Annotated in this window: 20 protein-coding genes; 11 read left to right on the top strand and 9 right to left on the bottom strand. The window is 62.5% G+C overall.

Annotation, left to right across the window (positions count from 1 at the left end):
- Positions 1 to 94 precede the first annotated feature (94 nt).
- The 5 genes from R2834_17310 to R2834_17290 all read left to right on the top strand — a co-directional run bounded on the left by R2834_17310 (position 95) and on the right by R2834_17290 (position 8,647).
- Positions 95 to 301: a DUF2795 domain-containing protein gene (locus R2834_17310; GenBank protein MEZ4702096.1), complete on the top strand. Its 207-nt coding sequence runs from the start codon at positions 95 to 97 to the stop codon at positions 299 to 301.
- Between the two features lie 153 nt (positions 302 to 454).
- Positions 455 to 2,827 carry a BamA/TamA family outer membrane protein gene (locus tag R2834_17305; protein ID MEZ4702095.1) on the top strand — a complete coding sequence of 791 codons (2,373 nt, stop codon included), beginning with the start codon at positions 455 to 457 and terminating at the stop codon, positions 2,825 to 2,827.
- A complete protein-coding gene (locus tag R2834_17300) occupies positions 2,817 to 3,461 on the top strand; it encodes a cyclic nucleotide-binding domain-containing protein (protein ID MEZ4702094.1) in 645 nt (214 codons plus the stop codon). Before R2834_17305 ends, R2834_17300 begins: the two co-directional genes overlap by 11 nt.
- Positions 3,462 to 3,495: 34 nt before the next feature.
- The gene (gene rlmD, locus R2834_17295) at positions 3,496 to 4,662 is read left to right on the top strand and encodes a 23S rRNA (uracil(1939)-C(5))-methyltransferase RlmD (protein ID MEZ4702093.1); all 1,167 of its coding nucleotides are present in this window, start codon (positions 3,496 to 3,498) and stop codon (positions 4,660 to 4,662) included.
- A 568-nt stretch (positions 4,663 to 5,230) separates the two neighbouring features.
- Positions 5,231 to 8,647, top strand: coding sequence for a multifunctional oxoglutarate decarboxylase/oxoglutarate dehydrogenase thiamine pyrophosphate-binding subunit/dihydrolipoyllysine-residue succinyltransferase subunit (locus tag R2834_17290; GenBank protein MEZ4702092.1), 3,417 nt, complete (start codon positions 5,231 to 5,233; stop codon positions 8,645 to 8,647).
- A gap of 52 nt (positions 8,648 to 8,699) precedes the next feature.
- Here the strand turns inward: R2834_17290 and rpsU are convergent, their stop codons facing one another.
- Both rpsU and R2834_17280 read right to left on the bottom strand, forming a co-directional pair.
- Positions 8,700 to 8,894, bottom strand: a complete 195-nt coding sequence (gene rpsU / locus R2834_17285) for a 30S ribosomal protein S21 (protein MEZ4702091.1) — start codon at positions 8,892 to 8,894, stop codon at positions 8,700 to 8,702.
- Positions 8,895 to 9,069: 175 nt separating this feature from the next.
- Complete coding sequence (locus R2834_17280) at positions 9,070 to 9,495, bottom strand: hypothetical protein (GenBank protein MEZ4702090.1); 426 nt, start codon at positions 9,493 to 9,495, stop codon at positions 9,070 to 9,072.
- A 108-nt stretch (positions 9,496 to 9,603) separates the two neighbouring features.
- Here R2834_17280 and rdgB point away from each other — a divergent pair, with 108 nt between their 5' ends.
- The 6 genes from rdgB to R2834_17250 all read left to right on the top strand — a co-directional run bounded on the left by rdgB (position 9,604) and on the right by R2834_17250 (position 13,458).
- Positions 9,604 to 10,206: an RdgB/HAM1 family non-canonical purine NTP pyrophosphatase gene (rdgB, locus tag R2834_17275; GenBank protein MEZ4702089.1), complete on the top strand. Its 603-nt coding sequence runs from the start codon at positions 9,604 to 9,606 to the stop codon at positions 10,204 to 10,206.
- Positions 10,203 to 10,655 carry a D-aminoacyl-tRNA deacylase gene (dtd, locus tag R2834_17270; protein MEZ4702088.1) on the top strand — a complete coding sequence of 151 codons (453 nt, stop codon included), beginning with the start codon at positions 10,203 to 10,205 and terminating at the stop codon, positions 10,653 to 10,655. The genes rdgB and dtd overlap by 4 nt, the downstream gene beginning before the upstream one ends.
- Before the next feature lie 122 nt (positions 10,656 to 10,777).
- On the top strand, positions 10,778 to 11,269 hold the full coding sequence (moaC, locus tag R2834_17265) for a cyclic pyranopterin monophosphate synthase MoaC (protein MEZ4702087.1): 492 nt from the start codon (positions 10,778 to 10,780) through the stop codon (positions 11,267 to 11,269).
- A gap of 30 nt (positions 11,270 to 11,299) precedes the next feature.
- On the top strand, positions 11,300 to 12,286 hold the full coding sequence (floA, locus tag R2834_17260) for a flotillin-like protein FloA (protein ID MEZ4702086.1): 987 nt from the start codon (positions 11,300 to 11,302) through the stop codon (positions 12,284 to 12,286).
- A gap of 42 nt (positions 12,287 to 12,328) precedes the next feature.
- Entirely contained in the window at positions 12,329 to 12,880 is a 552-nt protein-coding gene (locus R2834_17255) for a hypothetical protein (protein MEZ4702085.1), read from the top strand.
- 287 nt (positions 12,881 to 13,167) lie between these two features.
- Positions 13,168 to 13,458 (top strand): hypothetical protein, encoded by a 291-nt coding sequence (locus R2834_17250; GenBank protein MEZ4702084.1) that lies wholly within the window; start codon positions 13,168 to 13,170, stop codon positions 13,456 to 13,458.
- A 12-nt stretch (positions 13,459 to 13,470) separates the two neighbouring features.
- On the opposite strand, the gene R2834_17245 is transcribed toward R2834_17250, so the two are convergent.
- The 7 genes from R2834_17245 to R2834_17215 form a co-directional block, all read right to left on the bottom strand.
- Positions 13,471 to 14,250 carry an enoyl-CoA hydratase-related protein gene (locus R2834_17245; protein ID MEZ4702083.1) on the bottom strand — a complete coding sequence of 260 codons (780 nt, stop codon included), beginning with the start codon at positions 14,248 to 14,250 and terminating at the stop codon, positions 13,471 to 13,473.
- Positions 14,251 to 14,276: 26 nt separating this feature from the next.
- Positions 14,277 to 15,143 carry a hypothetical protein gene (locus R2834_17240; protein ID MEZ4702082.1) on the bottom strand — a complete coding sequence of 289 codons (867 nt, stop codon included), beginning with the start codon at positions 15,141 to 15,143 and terminating at the stop codon, positions 14,277 to 14,279.
- A 62-nt stretch (positions 15,144 to 15,205) separates the two neighbouring features.
- Complete coding sequence (locus R2834_17235; protein MEZ4702081.1) at positions 15,206 to 15,700, bottom strand: hypothetical protein; 495 nt, start codon at positions 15,698 to 15,700, stop codon at positions 15,206 to 15,208.
- A gap of 8 nt (positions 15,701 to 15,708) precedes the next feature.
- The gene (locus R2834_17230; GenBank protein ID MEZ4702080.1) at positions 15,709 to 16,485 is read right to left on the bottom strand and encodes a PspA/IM30 family protein; all 777 of its coding nucleotides are present in this window, start codon (positions 16,483 to 16,485) and stop codon (positions 15,709 to 15,711) included.
- Between the two features lie 103 nt (positions 16,486 to 16,588).
- A complete protein-coding gene (locus R2834_17225) occupies positions 16,589 to 17,932 on the bottom strand; it encodes a thymidine phosphorylase (protein ID MEZ4702079.1) in 1,344 nt (447 codons plus the stop codon).
- An 82-nt stretch (positions 17,933 to 18,014) separates the two neighbouring features.
- Positions 18,015 to 18,227 (bottom strand): 50S ribosomal protein L31, encoded by a 213-nt coding sequence (gene rpmE, locus R2834_17220; GenBank protein ID MEZ4702078.1) that lies wholly within the window; start codon positions 18,225 to 18,227, stop codon positions 18,015 to 18,017.
- Positions 18,228 to 18,406: 179 nt separating this feature from the next.
- Positions 18,407 to 20,752, bottom strand: coding sequence for a TonB-dependent receptor (locus tag R2834_17215; protein ID MEZ4702077.1), 2,346 nt, complete (start codon positions 20,750 to 20,752; stop codon positions 18,407 to 18,409).
- Positions 20,753 to 20,805 lie beyond the last annotated feature (53 nt).

The raw sequence follows: 20,805 nt of genomic DNA, 5'->3' as shown, positions 1-20,805 counted from the left end.
TGCTTTCCGCGCAACGGCGAACGGAGCCGCTGTGCCAGGCTACCACCAACCTTCACGTGCACCTTTAGCAGACTCGTCGACCATGTACTGGACTTTGGAATTTGCTTCTTATCTGGAAGACGCGCCGTGGCCGGCTACGAAGGACGAGCTGATCGATTTTGCGGAGCGTACAGGCGCTCCTATTGAGGTCATCGAGAACCTTCGGGAGATGGAAGACGACGGCGAGCCCTACGAAAGCATCGAGGAAATCTGGCCGGACTATCCTACCGCCGACGATGACTTCTATTTCGAAGAGGAGTAGTCACGCTTGTGTCTGATCTGTCGCACACATCCTGAACCTCGCACCGCCCAGCGCCATCCCCTTTACCCGGTACACGCCGGCCCGATCTTCGTTTTCCCGCACGCCGCCATCTCTGCGTTTCGCTTTTGCCGGGCGCTTCTCGCCCTGCTCTTCGTGCTGCAAGCCCCCCCCGCTACGGCGCAGGTTCGTCCGGATTCCCTCACCGAAGCCCCGCGCCCCATCGTCAATCGCGTCCGTTTCAAGGGCAACAGGACGTTCACCGGCGATCAGCTCGAAGCCCGCGTGCGCACGCGCGCCAACCGTCGGTTTCTTCGCATCCCCGGCTTCACGTGGTGGCTCTGGCTCCATCAACTCGGTGAATCGAACGTCTTTGGGAAACGCCTCGGGCGCGCCCTGATCGCCACGGGAGAGCCGCCGGCGTATCTGGACACCACGGTGGTCCAGCAAGACATCGAGCGCCTCGTCAACTCCTACCGACAGGAAGGCTACCGCCAGGCCGAAATCGAAGCGCACATCGACACCCTGTCGAACGGCCGGCTCGAGGTGAGTTTCCTCATCGACCAGGGGCCGCCGACCTATATCGGAGCGGTATCGTACGAGGTCGATGGGCTCGATCTCGTTCAGCGCCGCGAACTGGCCGGGCAATCGCTCCTCAAGCCGACCCGGATCCGGGTCGAAGGAGACAGCCTTTCGTTTCTTCCGGATCGTCAGCTTTTCACGGTGCCCGTGCTCCACGATGAGCGCCGCCGGATCCTCACCTTTCTCCGCGACGAAGGCTTTGCTTCCGCCACGCGCGACTCGATCCGCGCGATCGTTTTCCCGCGAAGCGCGGATACGCTGGATATCCGGTTTCTTATCCAACCGGGTGAGCGCTTTCGGTTCGATGGCGTGCAGTTCGATGTACTTGGTCCGGAGCGGGTCTACCAGGTGCGGACGGACACGCTCCGGGATCTCTCGAGCGACAGCGCCGGCACGGTGACGGCGCGCATCGCGGGGGAAAGGCGGCTCCGGAGCAGCCTCCTGCAGCGGGCCCTGCAGTTCGAGCCGGGGCAATGGTATAACCAGTCGCTGGTACTGGCCACCAAGCGCCGGCTTGAAGGTACCGGCGTCTTCTCGTTCACGCGCATCGAAGCCCTCATGGCCGATACCAGCCGTATCGGCGTCGCCGGGCCGCTGCACTTGCCGCATCGCATCGAGCTGCGGACGCGCGAGCGGCATCAGATGCGATTCGAGACGTTTATGCTGCAGCGCAACGGGGTGCTCTCGACATCGGACAACGAACTGGGCACAGGGCTCGGCGTCACCTACGAAAACGCGAACGTGCTGGGGCGGGGCGAGCTGTTCCGGTTGAGCACGACAGGGTCCGTTGCGGCGGACATCGATTCGAAAGTCTTTACGTCGGCGCAGATCGAGGTCTCCTCGTCGCTCACGGTGCCCTATCTGATCAAGCCGTTCAACCGGTTCGAAGACGTCTTCGATTTGTACGACGCCCGCAGCCAGCTCTCCGTATCGTTTCTGACGGCACGGCGCGAGCAGTTGCGGCTCGTAATCCGGGGGCGCGGTTCGGCGCGGCTGCGCATCGAAATGCAGCATCGCCCCACGCTGTACACGTTCCTCGACGCGTTCGACCTGACCCTCAGCAATCCGGACACGCTCGTGGGCTTCAAGGAGGCCTTTCTGGACAAGATCGTCGACGCGATCGACGACCCCGTGCAGCGGGCCCAGATCGAGGAGGATTACACCGAGCCCCAGGTGAACAATGCCTTGCGCTACTCCATCCGCTCGGCCAACGTCAATCCGCTGCGGCGCGATCAGGGGTACAGCTATGAGGGATCGTTCGAGATCGGCGGCAACCTGCCGTATCTGATCGACCGGTATATTGCCACGCCGGACAGCCTCGAGGGCCGGCTGCCCGGGCTCAGCCTGTTTCGCGGCAGTTCGTCCGAAAACAGCCTCATTTACCGGCAGTACATCCGGTTGAGCGCGGATTTTCGCAGGTACAAACCATTGAACGCCAATTCGATCCTGGCGTGGAAATTTGTGTCAGGTTTCGCCCATCCGACGGGCGATGCGGACGTCGTGCCGTTCGATCGCCGCTTTTACAGCGGGGGCGCGGCGAGCGTACGGGGATGGGGGCTGCGTGAACTCGGCCCGGGCCGGAATCAGCTGGATTCCAGCAGTCCGATCCTGGGGGGAGAGATCAAGCTCGAGGGGAGCCTCGAATGGCGCAGCACCTTCATGCACGACGTGTTTGCGGCGAACTGGATCGTTGCCGTGTTCGGCGATGCCGGCAACGTATGGGTAGGCCCCCGGAATCCGGGCGGCGCCGTAGGGCGTTTTCGATTCGATTCATTTTATCGCGAATTAGGCGTCGGCACCGGATTCGGGCTGCGTTTGGCGTGGGAATATCTTATCGTACGACTAGATCTCGCCTACAAAGTGCATGACCCGTCGCGCGGAGGCGGCTTCTTCGACCACGCCTTCAGCGAATCCCGCCTCCATTTCGGAATCGGCCATGCCTTCTGACTCCAACCGACCTATGCAGGAAATCGAGACCATGCGCACGCGTGTCGATCGCCTGGTGGATACGCTCCGCTCCGCGTACCGACGTGCCGTGCAACCCGCGGAGGATCAGCACTCCCGTGAAACACGGAAGGCGCTGCGTCAGGTGCCGTTGCTTGCCGCGTTCAAGCGCAATGAACTGGACATTCTGGCCGAGGCGCTGCACAGCCGTGAGTACAAGCGGGACGAGTACATTTATCGTGAGCGTGATCCCAGCCTCGGGCTGTATTTCGTCGAGCAGGGCCGCGTGCGTCTGCTGGTCGAAGAGGCCAATGGCGCCATGCAGGATTTGCGCACCGTGGCCGATTACGGCATCTTCGGTGAACTGGCGGTCCTGGGCGATTTTCGCCGGCTCGAAACGGCCCAGGCGATCACGGAGACGCGCGTGCTGGGTTTCTTCCGGCCGGAGATGAAATACATGATGAAGCAGGAGCCCCGGGTGGCCGCCTTGCTGCTTCATGCGCTGGGGAATTATGTGGCCGCGCAGCATATCGCCTACAACCGGGCCATCGCCGAGCGCGATGGCCGCGTGCACGCCATGAAACTCCAGGATATCGCCGTGATGCGCAGCGAGGCGCGCGTCATGACCCAGGTCTGATCATTCCGCGCCGTAGTCCCTACAGGTTGAGTCCGTGAAGAAGCTCGAAGAGATCGAACTGGTCATTGAAAAATTCGCCGACCGCGGCAAGTCGCTCGCCCGGGTGGATGGCATCGTCTTTTTTGTGGCCGGCGGCGTGCCCGGGGATCGGGTACGCGCCCAGGTGCTCAAGAAAAAGCGAAAACACGCCGAAGGGCGGATCCTCGAACTCCTCGAACCGAGCCCGCTGCGTACGTCGCCCCGATGCGCGTACTTCGGCACCTGCGGCGGATGCAAATGGCAGCATGTCGACTATCAGGCGCAGCTGGATGCCAAACAGCAGAGCGTAGAAGACGCGCTCCGGCATACGGGCGGTTTTTCCGATGTGCCCGTGCGCCCCACCATCGGCGCGGACCCGATCTACTATTATCGCAACAAGATGGAGTTCTCGTTCAGCGCCGCCCGGTGGCTCACGACGGACGAGATCGCGTCGGGCGATCCGATCGACACCCATTTTGCGCTCGGGCTCCACGCGCCGGGCCATTTCAGCAAAGTCATCGACATCAGCGCCTGCTACCTCCAGTCGGAGACCAGCGTCCGGATCGTCAATGCCCTCCGCGACCTCGCGAAGGCGAACGACTGGGCGCCGTGGGATATCCGGAAGCACCACGGCTACCTCCGGCATCTCGTGATTCGCAGCGGGCAGCGCACGGGCGAGCTGATGGTCAACCTCTACACCAACGGGTATGAACCCGACCGGATGGAGCTGCTCCAGCGCCACCTGAAGGCGCATATCCCGGAAGTGACGACGCTTGTCAACAGCATCCACACCGGGCCGGCGCAAGCCGCGCTGGCCGAAGCGACGCATGTCATGTTCGGGCCAGGGGTCATCCACGACGTCATCGGCGGCTTTCGGTTCGAGATTGCCCCGAATGCTTTTTTCCAGACCAATACCCCGCAAGCCGAGCGCCTGTACGAAGTGGCCCGGGCCTTCGCGGACCTCCGGCCGGACGACCTGGTCTATGATCTGTTTTGCGGCGCCGGCACCATCTCCATTTATGTGGCCGCTCACGCGCGGCACGTGATTGGCATCGAGGTCGTTCCCGAGGCTGTTGCCAATGCCCGGGCCAATGCCGCGGCAAATCAGGTCGAAAACTGTACGTTCGTTCTCGCCAATCTCCGGAAACTCCAGCTCGACCACTTTGTTAGTCGCATGCCGTAACCGGATGTGGTCATTCTGGATCCGCCGCGAGCAGGCCTGCTGATCTTTCGTTCCGCCGCTGGCGGCCCTGGGAGCGCGGCGGATCGTTTATGTGAGCACAATCCCCAGACGCAGGCGCGGGACCTCGCGTTGCTTGGAAGCACGTATCGAATCACCGACGTGCGGCGGTCGATCTTTTTCCGCACACATCGCATCGAAAGCGTAATCAGACTCGAGCGGAACGACTGATAGCCGTGTTCGAGGTCGCCCAAATGCCCGTCGTTACGAGTATGTTCACGTAGTCCCTGACATTCAACCGCGTCTATGTTGGTGCTTTAGGATATAATACCGGTTATATCGAAGAACTGTATAACCAGTATCTCTTAGATCCCAGAGCGTCAGCGAAAGCTGGCAGGATTTCTTCGCGGACTATCAGCCGTCGGAATCGTTTATTGCGGATTCGTACGGCTCGTTCATAACGTCGCGACCCGCAGCCTGTCGGGGCGCCCGAATCGCCGACGCCGCCGGCGGAGGGTGACGGTGCGCCGCCGGCAGCGAAAGCGCTCCCGTAGCCGAGGGCACCGAACTGGTGCCGCTGCGCGGCGCCAGCGCCAAGATCGTCGAAAACATGGAGGCCAGCCTCGGCGTCCCGACGGCGACCTCGGTGCGCGCGATGCCGGTGCGCCTCATGGCCGAAAACCGGGCGCTGATCAACGAATATCAGCGCTATGTCGGCGGCGAAAAAGTGTCGTTTACGCACCTCGTGGCGTGGGCGGTCGTCAAGGGCCTGAAGCGATTCCCGAATCTCAATACAACCGTCCGTGGATCCAATGGGTCGCTGCAGCAGGTCGTCCCGAAGGGGACCAACCTGGGTTTGGCCATCGATATCGAGCGCCGCGGCAAGCGCGTGCTTTTCGTGCCCAACATCAAGGGCGCCGACCAGATCAATTTCCTTCAGTTGCTGGGGATCTACAACGACATCGTGAAGCGGGCCCGCGACGGAAAGCTGACGCCGGAAGACTTCGATGGGACCACCGCCACGCTGACCAACCCGGGGATGATCGGGACGGTGCTCAGCGTACCCCGGCTCATGCCGGGCCAGGGCGTGATTATCGGCGTCGGCGCCATCGGGTACCCGCCGGAGTACGAGGCGGTCCCGCCGGACATCATCAAGAAGATGGGGATCTCCGAGGTGATGACCATCACCTCCACTTACGATCACCGCGTCATCCAGGGCGCGGAGAGCGGGGCCTTCCTGGCGTACGTGTCCGAGCTGATCCAGGGCAAACACGATTTTTATCGCGAGGTCTTCTCCGATCTGGGCATCCCGTATCAGCCGTATGCGATGGCCACCGACTCCACGCCGTATTTCGTGCGTGAAGGCGGCCGGGATTCCGAGATGGATCTGATCCACAAGCAGGCCAGCGTGCTTCAGTTTATCCGGGCCTGCCGGGTGCGCGCTCACCTCCAGGCGGACGTAAACCCGCTGGGTTCCAACTGGACGTATCATCCCGAGCTGGATCCCGCTACCTACGGACTGACCATCTGGGATCTGGATCGGCGGTTTATCACCGGCGGACTTGGCGGGCATGACGTCCTGACGCTTCGCGAGGTGATGGACATCCTGCGGCAGACCTATTCGCGAAAGGTCGGGATCGAGTACATGCACATTTCGGAGCCGGCGGAGAAACGCTGGCTCCAGGAGCGCATCGAGCCGATGCGCGGGATGGACAGTCTGTCGGATCAGGAGAAACGCCGGCTGCTGCATCGGCTCAATGCGGCCGAAGCGTTCGAGCGGTTCCTGCACACCAAATACATCGGGCACAAGCGGTTCTCGCTCGAGGGATCGGAAACGATGATCCCGATGATCGACGCGATGCTGTCCGACGCCGCGGATCAGGAAGTGAAGGAGGTCGTGATCGGGATGGCGCACCGCGGCCGGCTCAACGTGCTGGCGAACATCCTCAATAAACCCTACGAGGTCATCTTCTCCGAATTTGAGGGCAGCATCGATCCCAATACGACCCAGGGATCGGGTGATGTGAAATATCACCTCGGTTCGCGGGGGGTGCATGAGGCGCCGAGCGGGGCTACCGTCAAGATTGCGCTCGCATCCAACCCGAGCCATCTCGAGGCCGTCAATCCGGTTGTAGAGGGCATGGTGCGGGCGAAGCAGGACCTGATGCGCATGGCGCGGGCCGAAGCGCCCGGTGGCGATTACAAGGACGCCGTGCTGCCGCTGCTCATCCATGGCGACGCGGCGTTCGCCGGGCAGGGCGTCGTGGCCGAGACGCTCAACCTGAGTCAGCTGCGCGGCTACACGACCGGCGGCACCCTGCACCTCGTCATCAATAACCAGATCGGTTTCACGACCAACGCGAGCGACGCGCGCAGTTCGACGTATGCCACCGACCTGGCGCGGATGATCCAGGCGCCGATCTTCCACGTCAACGGCGACGATCCGGAGTCGTGTGTGCGCATCATGCGGCTCGCCCTCGACTTCAGACAGGTCTTCAACAAGGATGTGGTGATCGACCTGCTCTGTTACCGGGTCCACGGTCACAACGAGGGCGACGAGCCCACGTACACCCAGCCGTTGCTCTATCAGAAGATCGAAGGCAAGCGCTCCGTGCGCAAACTCTACACCGAGCTGCTCGTTCGCCGCGGGGATATGGGGCTGGACGAAGCCGAGAAGATGCTGGACGATTACCGGGGCTTGCTCCAGGAGGCGTTCGATCGGGTGAAGGCGCTCAAGGAAAACAAGCAAGAATTGAAGGTGCTGCCCCGCCGGCGCGAGGTCCGCGAAGAGCCGCCGGTGGATACCTCGGCCCGGCGCGAGGATCTGGAGGCGACGGTGCGCTCTCTGGTGCAGCTGCCCGAGGGCTTCAACGTCCATGAGAAGTTGATGCGGCAATTCGAGCGTCGCGACGCCCTGTTTGCCGAGGAAAAGAAGATCGACTGGGCCTTCGCGGAGGCGCTCGCGCTCGGGTCGCTCTTGCTGGAGGGCACGACGGTGCGTCTGGCCGGGCAGGACTCGCGCCGCGGCACGTTCAGCCATCGCCATGCGGTGCTGTACGATCAGCGATCGGGCGCGGAATACATCCCGCTCAACAACATACGGGAGGGGCAGGCGTCACTCCTGATTTACGACAGCTTCCTTTCCGAATACGCAGCCTGCGGTTTTGAATACGGCTACTCCGTGGCCTTCCCGGATGCGCTCGTCATCTGGGAAGCCCAGTTCGGTGACTTCGCGAACGGCGCGCAGATCATCTTCGACCAGTTCCTGTCGGCGGCTGAGGAGAAGTGGGGGCAGCAGAGCCGGCTCGTGCTGTTGCTGCCGCACGGGTACGAAGGCCAGGGGCCGGAGCATTCCTCGGCGCGACTGGAGCGTTTCCTGCAGTTGTGTGCGGAAGACAACATGATCGTTGGCACGTTTACCACGCCGGCGAACTTCTTCCACGCGTTGCGCCGTCAGGTCAAGAACACGATCGCGCGTCCGCTGATCGTCATGTCGCCGAAGAGCCTGTTGCGGCACCCGCACGCGATCTCGACGCCGGAAGAGTTGATGGAGGGTTCCTTCCAGCCGATCATTCCGGCGAACGTGCCGGACCCGGCTCGCGTCCGGCGCCACGTCTTCTGCAGCGGCAAGGTGTATTACGATCTCCTGCAGGCGCAGCAGAAGCACGACGGTTTGTCCGAAACCGTGGCGATAACGCGTGTGGAGCAGTTTTATCCGTATCCCGAGCGGGAGATCGACGCGGAACTGGCGCGGTTCGCCGGAGCGGAAGAGGTGGTGTGGTGCCAGGAGGAGTCGGCCAACATGGGCGCATGGACGTTCCTGCGGCATCGCATCGAGGCGGCGCTGGAACGTCAGCACGGGGCTTGCGGCAAACGCCTTGCCTACGCGGGCCGGGCGGCCAGCGCGAGTACGGCGTCGGGGAGCGCAAAAATACACCAGCAACAACAAGATGCGCTGGTGTCGGAAGCCCTGGGGCTAGAAGTCTGAGAAATGCAAACCCCCGGTCTCGGCACCACGGTGTCCGAGACCGGCTGGTTTCTTAATACTGGCGCGAACGCTTGCGAGAGTTGCGGGCGGCCTTTTCGCGGGCCAAACGGCGCTCTTCAGACGGTTTCGTGTACGCCATATTGGCGCGAAACATACGGAGGACGCGGCTCCGGTTCACGGCGCGTTTGAAGCGGCGAAGCGCACGGTCGATCGATTCGTTATCGCGAACTTTAATTCCTACTGCCAAGTGTGTTCTCCCTGTCTAGGTTTGGTTGGAGTCCAGGAAAGCAAAGAATAATACAACGATTTGTTCCACTCGTCAAGCATCTTGCACGCATCTTGACCGAGTCTTTATCACAGAAAGGCCATGCAGCGGTTCGGTCTGCATGGCCTTTCTGTTCTTTCAGGGTTTCGGTCGTAAACTAGCCGCCATAATATTTCGCCAGGACGACGCGCGTAAGTTGCTCTACGCGTTCCGAAGGTTCGTAGCGGACGAGCGTGTTGAGGCGGCGCATGCCGGCTTCGTTGCTCAGCGCATCGAGCGCCATGAGTGCCATCGTGCGGCGCGCCTCCTTTTTGTCCGTCTGGTAGATCTCCAGTATTTTCGACGTGGCCGGATCCAGGTTCATTTTGCCGGGGTAGTGCGCCGCATAAAAGATGATATTGCTCAACGCCTGCTCCTGAATTTTCGGCACCGGCGAATCCAGCGAGGCCACGAGCTGGTTGCCGTAGGCCGTCCACCATGCCGGTGATTTGGTGTCGAGTGTGTTTTGCGCGCTGCTTTGCAGCGGGATGGCGAGGGCGAGGACAAAAGCCAATACGCCCAGCCGAGTGATCGAATGTTTCATGATTCTCCCTCCCTCAAGGGATTCATTGAAAGGTTCGTGAAGCTCTACGGAAGGGCTTCCGGCGTTGTTGCGGAAGTGCTGATTTTTTGACATTTAGGAAATGGTGCCATGCCCTTGAAACTGGTTCTTGCGACCCGCAACGCCGGGAAAGTTGCCGAAATGCGCGCGCTGCTTGACGGATTGCCCGTCGACGTGATCAGCGCCGACGCCTTTCCCGCGATGCCGGACGTGGAGGAAGACGAGCCGACCTTGCGCGGCAATGCCGGCAAGAAGGCGCGGGAGGTCTACGAATACACGAAGCTGCCTGCCCTGTCGGACGATACGGGGCTGGAAGTCGACGCCCTCGACGGCCGGCCCGGGGTCTATTCGGCGCGGTACGCGGGTCCGGAGGCCAATCCGGCCGCGAACCGGCGGCTTCTGCTGGAGGAACTCGGGGAGGCGCCAGATCGCACCGCGTCGTTTCGGACGGTGCTCGCGTTTTATGACGGGCACGCCATGCACTTTTTCGACGGCGTTTGCCCGGGGCGCATCCTGGAAGAAGAGCGGGGTGCGGGGGGATTCGGGTACGACGCGCTCTTTCTGCCGGACGGCGAAACGCTGACGTTCGCCGAGTTGCCGCCGGCACGAAAAAACGCCATCAGCCACCGGGGGCGGGCCATGCGCGCATTCCGGACTTTTCTCGAGACACGTTTGAGCGAGGGGGGTGTATGATCGCGCTGGTGCAACGGGTAGCGGAGGCGCGGGTCGATGTGGCCGGCGAAACCGTCGGGGCGATCGGCCCGGGCTTGCTGATCCTGCTCGGCGTGCACGTCGCCGATGCCGAGCGCGAGGCGGACTGGCTCGTGCGCAAGTGCGCGCAGCTGCGCATCTTTAATGACGAGGCCGGAAAGATGAACCGCTCGGTTCTCGACGCCGGCGGGGAGGCGCTCGTCGTCTCCCAGTTCACCCTCTACGGGGATGCCGAGAAAGGGAATCGCCCCTCGTTTGTGCACTCGGCGCCCCCCGAGCAGGCGGACAGGCTCTATCGGTACTTCGTAGACCGGCTGGGCGAGGTGCTGGCCCGGCCCGTGCCTACGGGCATTTTTGGCGCGTCGATGCAGGTGCATCTGGTGAACGACGGCCCGGTCACCCTCTGGCTGGAACGCAAGGCGCCGGCATAAGCGTTGTAATTTTGTCCGCCGGTACCGATTCTATCGCTCGACGTCCTTGTCGATCGAAGAACCCCGGAGTATCTTCAAGGGTAGACCCCCTATTCCGTTCATCTTTCGCAGAAAGGAATTGTATGACTGACGCACCATCACTCACGCACGTCGACCCGCAGGGCGGCGTGCGTATGGTAGACGTTGCGGAGAAATCCATCACCGCGCGCACCGCGGTCGCCGCAGGCAAAGTGGTTCTTGGAGAAGAGGCGTTCAGACTGGTCGCCGAAAACAAGATTCGGAAAGGGGATGTACTCACCGTGGCGCAAATCGCCGGCATCCTGGGGGCCAAACAAACGAGTAAATTGATTCCGTTGTGCCACGATGTGTCGCTGAAAGGAGTCGATGTCGTGCTCACCCTCAAAGAAGAAGACTTTTCGGTCGATATCCGCGCGCTCGCCAAGACGATCGGACCCACCGGCGTCGAAATGGAAGCGTTGACCGCGGTTTCGGTAACGGCGCTCACGGTGTACGACATGTGTAAGTCGGTGTCGAAAGGCATCCGCATTACGGACATTCACCTGCTCGCAAAGACAGGAGGACAGAGCGGCGACTATCGCAAGGAAGAACGCTAACCCATTGTATTCGCTGAATCGGATTTAATCATGCTCGATCTGTTGGCAGGGGGCGGGATCGCCCTCATCTTGCTCATCCTGTTTTTCCTCATTCTGTTTCTGTACTTCATCCCGGTCAATCTCTGGATTACAGCATTTTTCTCGGGGGTGAGGCTGAAGCTGATGCGGGACCTGGTCGGCATGCGACTTCGCAAGGTGCCGCCTGCGGCGATCGTGAAGCCGTTGATCACGGCCCACAAGGCGGGTATCTATGTCGATTCCGGCGAGCTGGAAGCCCACTATCTCGCCGGGGGGCGGGTTCAGCAGGTCGTAAATGCCCTCATCTCGGCCGATAAGGCGAACATCGATCTGTCGTTCAAGCAGGCGACGGGGATCGACCTCGCCGGCCGCGACGTGTTCGAGGCGGTTCAGGTGTCGGTGAATCCGAAAGTCATCGAGACGCCGGCGGTGTCGGCCGTCGCGAAGGACGGGATCCAGGTGCGCGCCATCGCGCGCGTCACCGTGCGCGCCAACATCGAACGCCTGGTCGGCGGCGCCGGCGAGGAGACCATCATCGCGCGCGTCGGCGAGGGCATCGTGTCGACCATCGGCTCCTCGGCCACGCACAAGGAAGTGCTCGAAAATCCGGATTCGATCTCCAAGGTCGTCCTCTCCAAGGGCCTGGATTCTGGTACGGCTTTTGAGATTCTTTCCATCGATATCGCTGATGTCGACGTCGGCGAAAACATCGGCGCCAAATTACAGACCGATCAGGCCGAAGCAGATCTCAAGGTCGCGCAAGCAAAAGCGGAAGAACGTCGTGCCGCCGCTGTTGCGAAAGAACAAGAAATGCTGGCGACCGTAGTCGAGCAGCGAGCGAAACTGGTGGCCGCCGAGGCCCAGGTGCCGCTCGCCATCGCCGAAGCGTTTCGTACGGGTAACCTGGGTATCATGGATTATTATACACTGAGAAATATCCAGGCCGACACCCGCATGCGGAACTCGATTGGCGGTGAAGAAGAAGGCCCCTCCACATAATGGCGCATCTGGTACCATGCGCGGTGCGAAATGCTAGGATATATGTCTGAAAAGGATCGTGTGCTAAGCCGTCTGTCGCGCTTCACGGCCTTTAGCACGCTGGGTATCATCGGCACGACGCAGGATCTGGCGCGTCTCGCACTCGAGCACGTCGAAAATTCGGATGCCGAGAAGGTAGCGGAAGAAACGCTCTGCCTCGTGGCGGTCACGTCCGCCCGCGCCGCCGAAGTCGGGCTCCGCCAGGAGCCTCAGATCTCCAGCATGGTGGTGCCGACCATCCTCGATCTGCCATTCGCCTACCGGGACTATCTCGTAGGAGGGGCGATGATCACCCAGCGCGATACGTCGCTGCTGGATGCAAACGAAGCAGCCTACAAACGCCTCCAGACCATCCGGGCCTTTTACGCCGGCCACTTCCCGGAGAATCGCTTTCCCTCCGAGCCGGTCGTTCGATCCAAAATGGAAACCTGGATCGAGCGATACAGCCTGCCTTCGCTCGCGGTGACGCCGGCCGAACGACTCCAGCAGCAGGCTTTCGTGCACGTGCTCATGACGCATCTCAAACTGACGCTGGCGTTCGGACGCCAGGGTTAGGCGCGATCTGAAGACTTTTCCGGCATCGCCTGGACCGCTTCTCAGCATACCTCAAAGCCCGCATTTCCCTGCCGCGGTTCCGCACAGTGAGCTTTCTGTAAAGAATAACGGTTGTTGTAGGGGATTATTCCGGCAGAGGCTTGTTTCAGAGGCGATTCTGATTTTATTACATAACGGTCTTATTTGGTGCCGATCATCTTTTGCCGATAAGACAATCATGCTCCCCGCACGTCCGATCCTCAACGGGATCTTTTGCTCCATGCACATCAGAGAAAGGGTGGTATCCGATGAGAGCTCTTCAGGAGGTCAGTATCAATGGGATTTCTGGGCTGGGTTATGCGGAGGTGGTCCGCACCGCAAATCGCGCGGAAGAATGCCGCGGCGTGATCGTATTCGATGAAGCGGCCGATGTCGACGCGCTCGAGCGCGCGATCCAGGAGAAAGGCGGGGTGTATTCGGGCATCGTGTATGCCCCGACCGAGGCGCACGTAGCCACATTCCCGATCAAAATCCGGCATTTCGAACACGAGGTGGATGAGCCCGGCGCCACGTTTGTCGCGAGCGCGATGCCTGTCTGATCCAGGCCGGGGCTATTTGCCGCTGAAATTCGCGCTGCGCCGGTTCAGGAACGCATCGACCCCTTCCTTGAAGTCGTCTGTCGCGCACGCATGTCCGAAGAGGGCCGCCTCGTGGCGCAGTCCTTCCGCGAGGGGCAACTGTGCGGCCCGGATGGCCTCCAGGGCATAACGGATAGCCAGCGGTCCCTTTGAGCCGATCGTCTGTACCATGCGTCGGGCCTCGTCGAGCAGGGCATCCGCCGGCACGACCCGGTTTACCAGGCCAATCTCGTAGGCGCGTCGCGCGTCGATGCGCTCGCCGGTGAGGATGAGTTCGAGGGCGATGCCGAGTCCGACGATCCGCGGCAGACGCTGCGTGCCGCCATACCCCGGTATGATGCCGAGGTTGACCTCGGGCTGTCCGAACGAGGCGGTTTCCGACGCGATGCGGAGGTGGCAGGCCAGCGCCAGTTCGCAGCCGCCGCCCAGGGCGAACCCGTTTACCGCAGCGATCACGGGCTTGGAGAGTCCCTCGATCCGATTGAATACGGCCTGACCCTCCAGGGCGAACCGGTATCCGCTCTGGCCGTCGAGCGACGTAAACTGCTTGATGTCGGCGCCGGCGACGAAGCTTTTTGGGCCGGCCCCGGTAAGGATGACGCCGGCGACCTCCGCGTCGCGATCCACCTCGTCGAGCACCTGCGCCAGGTCCTGCATGACGGCGGCGTTGAGCGCATTGAGGGCGTCGGGGCGATGGATCGTGATGGTGGCTACGCGGTCTTCGACGGCGTAGCGTAGGGTGTCGAACGTCATGGCTGGGAAAGGCTGGGAAACAGGGCCTAGTTGCGCGTCCGGTTGCGCGAGGAGGACTGCTCGGACTCTTCGTCGATGTCGTAGGAATCCATCTCGCTCAACAGATCCGCCGGGCTGGCAAACACTTCCTCGATTTCCTCGACGGAGGCCTCGGTTTCTTCGACCTCGCTCAGCAGCGTATCCAGCTGGAACGTGATCGCTTCGGGGTCGCGCAGCGTGAGCGACTGCTCGTGGATGTATTTGATGACATCCTCGATCGTCGCGAGCTGGGCTTCGATGATCTCGAGGTTTTCCTTGCTCCGCTTGAATCGTTCGAGGCGCTGTTCGAGGATCTTGAGGTGGCGTTCCTTGATGGCGCGTACGCGGGGCGTCAGTTCGTTGAGCGTGGCGCGCAGCGATTCGATGGCGCGGGCCACCTCCTTCTCGGCGCCGTTCTGCGACGAATATTCGTACCGTTCCTTCTGGTAGAGGAGTTTCAGGTAGGATTCGATCAGGCCGTTGATCTTCTTGATGTGGCTGTCGAGCAGGCCCTGGGAGGCGTAGCTCATCTTGCGGTAGTTCGACTGGATGTCGGTCTGAAGCTTCCGCAGCCGGGCGAAGCGGCGCTGGCTGTACTTGGTGAGGAGCTGGTAGATTTCCTTCTGGGTGGGCGGTTTGCTCTTCTCCTTGGCGTGCTGCGCGCGGACCAGCCGTTTGAAGCGCTCCTGGCGGGGGACAATGCCGAGGTACATCAACTCCACGGCCGCCGCGAGCATGAGAATAACATTAAACCACGAGCCGGCGCCGGCATCCCCGCTCAGAAAGAAGGCCACCAACATGGAGCTGATCAGGAATCCGAGATTCCAGGGGCTCAGGAAGGCTTCTTTCGTGTAATTGATCTCAGCATCGTTCATGGGCGAAGAAGCGACGGTATCCGGCGAAAACGTGTGCGTGTCGTGAGGCGCGCGGGCGAGCGCTATTTCCGAAGCCGGCCGATCGTTTTTTCGGTTCCGGTCTTCGTCGTGGGAGTAGGGTTTGCTGGGGGTGTACCTCCCGAGGACGCTTCGGCCTTGGTCTGAGGATGTGCGACGTTTGACGGAGGGTCTTGTTTCGAGCCGGCATCCTCCAGCCCCATCTCGATCTTGACCTGGCGGATGAGCGACTGCGCGCGGAGCTTCTCCATCTCGGCTTCCGACACGGCGTTCTGTTCGTCGGCTTCGGCCTGCTCCGCGGCTTCGGAGAGGGCCATGTCGAGCTTGACCTCGTGCCGGACCGTCTCCAGCGCGAGTTTTTCGATCATCTCGTCGTGCGTACGCAGGATGTCTTCGCCCGGGGCGTCCTGCATCTCCTTGAGCGCCCGGTTGATGGTCTGCAACCGCTCGGCAGAACGAACCTGTTCCTTCAGCTTTTTGAGCGCCCGCAGATGTTCTTTTTCAGCCTGCTTGATTCGGTCGAACTCCTCTGGCGTCATGGTGTCGCTTATTCGGTTTGAGACCGTTGTTTGCCGATCGTCTTGGCGCCCTGCTCGGCTTCGCGTTCAGGCAGTTCGAGATTGGATGCGCTCTCGCGGCCGGCGGATTCCTGGGCGTCGACGCCCATCTCCAGCTTGAACTGCTTGACCAGTTCGGCGGCCCGGATCGATTCGGCGTCTTCCTCGATGCGCAGCGCTTCGCTGTCGAACGAATCGAGCGCCATCTCGATGCGCGCCTCGTTCTTGGCGGCCTGTTCGTTGATGCGCTGGACCATTTCGTCGTGCGTCTGGTCGACGCCGCCTACCTCGAACTGCTCCATCGCATCCGCCACTTTGGCCTGCCATTTCGAGCGTTCGTGCGCGCGGAGGGCTTCTTTCGCCTCCTGGATCTTGCGATCCTTTTCGCGCATGAAGGCTTTTTTTACCTGGATCGCCTTGTCATACGCCGCGGAGGCGTATTTCAGCTGTTCCTTGGACCGATCGTGCGTGTCCTTCGCTTTCTCAAGCTGGATCGCATACCGCTGCGCGAGGTCGTCCCGGCCGGCCTGAATGCCTGCCTTGATCTTGGAGGTCAGGTCGGCGATTTCCCGCTCCACGCGGCGCACTTCTTTCTCGAGAAGCACCACACTGGCTTTCACCGTGGCGATGTTCTCGTTCATCTTCGGCACCTGATCGTTCAGTTCCCGAATGTTTTGCTCGAGAATGAGGCGTGGATCTTCGAGTGCCGAGATGGCACCGCCAAAGATTGATTTTACCCAACGGGAGAAGCGGGACCAGACAGACATGGAGACGTTGACGGTAGGGTTGAGTGTAAAACGTGCCAAAACGCACGCAATATAACGCATCTGCGTATAACGAACACGCTATCCGTAAAGATGCACGCTGTGGCTATTTTGAGGAGGACATCCACGCCCCCCCGGTAAAGCGGTCCATCAGGATGGGCCGGCTCGCGGGCGGCGCCGGCAGGATGGTGCAGGCGTTTTCGAGCTGTTTGCGGAGGCTTTCGACCCGGTCGGCGCGCCGGGTGTACAGGGTGGCGATCGGGTCGCCGGCGGCGACCGCGTCGCCCGGGCGCACGTGGAGGATCAGCCCTGCCGCGGGATCCACCGCGTCTTCCTTCCGCATCCGGCCGGCGCCCAGCTCGACGGCGCACCATCCTACGGCCAGGGCGTCGATGCCGTGCAGGTAGCCATCCCATCCCGCAGGCGCCGTCACCGTGTAGGAGGGCGTGCCGGGCCACCCGTAGTCGGGCGCGTCAATGACGGCGGCGTCGCCGCCCTGGGCCTCGATCAGGCGGGCGAAACCATCCAGCGCCGCCCCGGACGCGACGGCCTGGCGCGCGGATGCGGCGCCGGCCTCAGGGGATTCCGCCACGCCGCCGAGCCACAGCATCTCGCCGGCGAGGGCATAGGTGACGGTCATGAGGTCGTCGCTCGGCTCGCCCCGAAGACACCGGATGCTTTCGGCGACTTCGGGCCAGTTCCCCACCGCGATGCCGAGCGGATCGTCCATGCGGGTGAGCCAGGCGACGGTCGGTTTGCCGTATCGTTCGCCGATCCCCACGAGCGTCTCCGCCAGGCGGCGCGCGTCGGCTTCGTCCTTCATAAAGGCGCCGCGACCGCATTTGACGTCCAGCACCAGCGCGTCGATGCCTTCCGCGAGCTTTTTGCTCATGATCGAGGACGCGATGAAGGGGATAAACTCGACCGTTCCCGTGACGTCGCGCAGCGCGTACAGTTTACGGTCTGCCGGCGCGATCTCCCGGGTCTGTCCGATCATGACGAGGCCGAGTTCGGCGAGCTGCCGGCGGTAGGCGTCGAGCGAGAGGGTGGTGCGGAAACCGGGGATGCTTTCGAGCTTGTCGAGCGTGCCGCCGCTGTGGCCCAGGCCGCGCCCCGAGATCATCGGGACGGGTACGCCGCAGGCCGCGACGATGGGGGCGAGGATGAGCGAGACCTTGTCGCCCACGCCACCGGTCGAGTGCTTGTCTACCTTGCGTCCCGGGATGTCGGACAGGTCGAGCACGACGCCGGAATGCAGCATGGCGTCGGTGAGCGTGGCGGTTTCCCGGTCGGTCATGCCCTGGAAGAAGGAGGCCATGAGAAAGGCGCTCATCTGGTAGTCGGGCACGTCGCCGACCGTATAGGCCTCGATGAATGCGCGCAGATCGGCCGGCTCGATCTCGTGGCCGGCTCGTTTGGCGAGGATGAGTTGAACGGGGTTGGCGACCATGGAGGCAAAACGGAAAAAGGCGATCCGCGCCGCGGACCGCCTTGAAACCCAACGGTATGGGGTACCCTGCGAAGGGGAGCGGTTATTTGCCCGTCTTCGCGTACCGGCGGTTGAACTTCTCGACGCGGCCGGCGGTGTCGACATACTGGCGACGGCCCGTGTAGAACGGGTGGTTCGTCGAGTCGACTTCCGACGCGTACGTGTCGGAATCCATCGTCGAACGGGTCTGGAATGACGTACCATCCGCCAGTTTGACGGTGATCATCTTGTATTCCGGATGGATATCTTTTTTCATGGTATCGGCCTGCGGTGCAGCGTACAACTCGATTGAGAGGACATCCATACTCGTCTTGCGCCGGCAGGTTTCCACCGGAAGGCATCCGCCGGCGTGTTCCAGATTTCTTCGCAGACGGCCGGCGTGTCTCGAAATCACGCCGGTGAGGATCGTGTCGGACATCGGTGGAGTGAAACCGCTCAAAATTCCAGTTTGTAGCTCAGAACGGGGAGCGGGAAGCCGTCGCGCACGATGTCCACCCGGTTCGTCCGGTAGTTGTAGTCGAAATAGCGGTCCTTCGCGCCGAGCGCGTTTTTTACCTGGAGCGCCCAGACGTGAGACCGCTCGGGTCGGTTGATGCGGTAGGTGACGGTGACATCCGCGAGGAACAGGGCCGGCCACCGCTGCTCGAACGCGCGCGTCTCGTCAAACACCGGCTCGAGGCGACGTCCGGACGCGACCGGGTCGAGCGGACTGTGCCGCTTGCCGCCGATCGCAATGAGCCGCCCGTTCAATCCGAGCAAGCGCCTACCCTGGCGAAAGCTGAATTCCCGGCCGGCCAGGGCGTTGACCGCATATCGCTGATCGAAGCGCGTCGGCCGCCATAACGCGTCGCCGCCGCGGTATCGGGATTCGAACAAGGAGCCGGTGACCAGGAAGTAGAACCCCTCTTTCAGGAACCGTTCGAGGGTCACTTCGACGCCCTTGTTGGCGCCGGCGCCGATGCCGGCGAGGGCGGCGTTAAATCCCCAATCCTGCTCAAAATTAAGCATCGAATAGGCGCTGTCGGCGATGACCGGTATATCGAACAGATACTGATAGTAGGTTTCGATCTTGAGGCGATGGGCGTCGTCGAGGGCCAGGTCGTAGCCGAGCACGAGGTGATGGGCTCTGGACAGGCCGAGCGTGCCGTTCGGGCGGCCGCCGTCGCCGGCAGGATCGGCAAAGTAGATACGAACCTCTTCGGCCTGGCTGTGCCGGCCCAGGCCCAGGCTCCATGCCTGGCGTTCGTCGGCCTGCCACCGGATCCCGACGCGGGGCTCGATGGACGCGCTTTCGGTGAGTCCGAAATAGGTGCCGTGGATGCCGAGCGCGAGCGTCCATCGCGGGGCCGGCCGGAGCCGCGACTGGATGCCGGCCTCCCACAGGTAGGCGTGCCCCGCGCCGGCGGCGAGGAGGACCGCCGGCGGACGCTGTCCCGGCGCATCCCGCAGCGTGAGGTCGTATCCGATGCGTTGCACCGACAGGCTGGTCTCCTGGGTATGCCGCGCGCTGAATTTATGGCTGAGCTGGACGCCGGCGGAGGCGCGCAGGTCCGTCGAGTGGATGGCCAGGTCGGGCTGGAACCGCACGTTCTCGTCGAGACGGTCCCAGTCCCACCGCGTCCGGTTGACGGTTACCGCCAGGCGGGACTGGAGGTAGGTGCGCGCGCCGAGGAGCGCATGGTGGGTCAGGCCGGCGACGCCGATATCGAGCGCGAGCCTGGCGTCGACGCGGTCCCAGAAGTCGTATTCCCACGCCGTGGAATCGGTGGTGGCGCGCTGCGTCTGGCGGTCGCTTCCGCCCATCCCCCACAGGCTGAACCGACCGGCGCGGCGCGTGGGGAGGTTGAGGTGGAAGGCGACGTCCTGAAACGTGGTTTTCGATTCGGTGGGGAGGAGCGGCAGCAGGAGGCCGAGGGTGGAGTACCGGTAGTTGAACAGATACGACCCGCCGCCGTCGCCGAGCGGCCCCTCCGAGGCGGCATCGAGGCCGATCACGCCGACCTGGAGGGTATGCTCGTACCGGGACGCATTCCCCGGCCTGAATTGCATGTCGAACACGCCGGCCAGCGCGTTGCCGTACGTGGCCGGAAACGCGCCCGTCATCACATCGGAGTTGGCGAGGAGCTGGCTGCTGAACAGCGTGAGGCCGCCGCCGCCCGCGACGCTCAGTCCGGCGAAATGGTTCGGATTCGGGATTTCGACACCCTGCAACCGCCATTGCACCCCTTTGGGGCTGTTTCCACGGATGGCGAGGGCATTGTCGCTGACGCCGCCGGCCGATGCGATGCCGGCGAACGCCGACGCCATCCGGGCCGGGTCGTCGAGGCCGCCGGCATAACGACGCGTGTCTTCAACCGAAAACGATCGCGCGCTCACGAAGGCCATGTCGTTGATGGCATTCCCCTTCGCGGCGTCTGCCTCGATCACGATCTCCTGCCCCTGCAGGATGTCTTCCTGGAGGGCGATGTTCAGGACCACCTCTTTGCCGGCGGTGACCAGGACATCGGGCAGCAGGACGGGCTCGAAGCCGAGGAAGCTGATGCGGATGCGATGCCGGCCGACCGGCACGCGGGGCACCTCGAAGCGGCCTTCGAGGTCGGTGGTCGTTCCCACGGGCGGATCGACGCTGAGCACGACCACGTTGGCGCCGGGCAGGGGTATCCGGCTGTCCCGGTCGACGACGACGCCGCGGACGGTCTGGTACGGTGTCGCCGGCGTCTGGGCGCCGGCCGTGCCGGCCAGATGGAGGACGAAAAAAAGGCTATACAGAAAACGACGCATGACCGGGTTGGAATCGCTGAAACAACGGGCCCAAACTAGCCCGGTCGCGGCGT

The sequence above is a fragment of the Rhodothermales bacterium genome (assembly GCA_041391505.1).
Lineage (GTDB): Bacteria > Bacteroidota > Rhodothermia > Rhodothermales > JAHQVL01 > JAWKNW01.
Note: the sequence above shows the minus strand (reverse complement) of the source record. Positions and strands in the feature narration are given on the sequence as shown.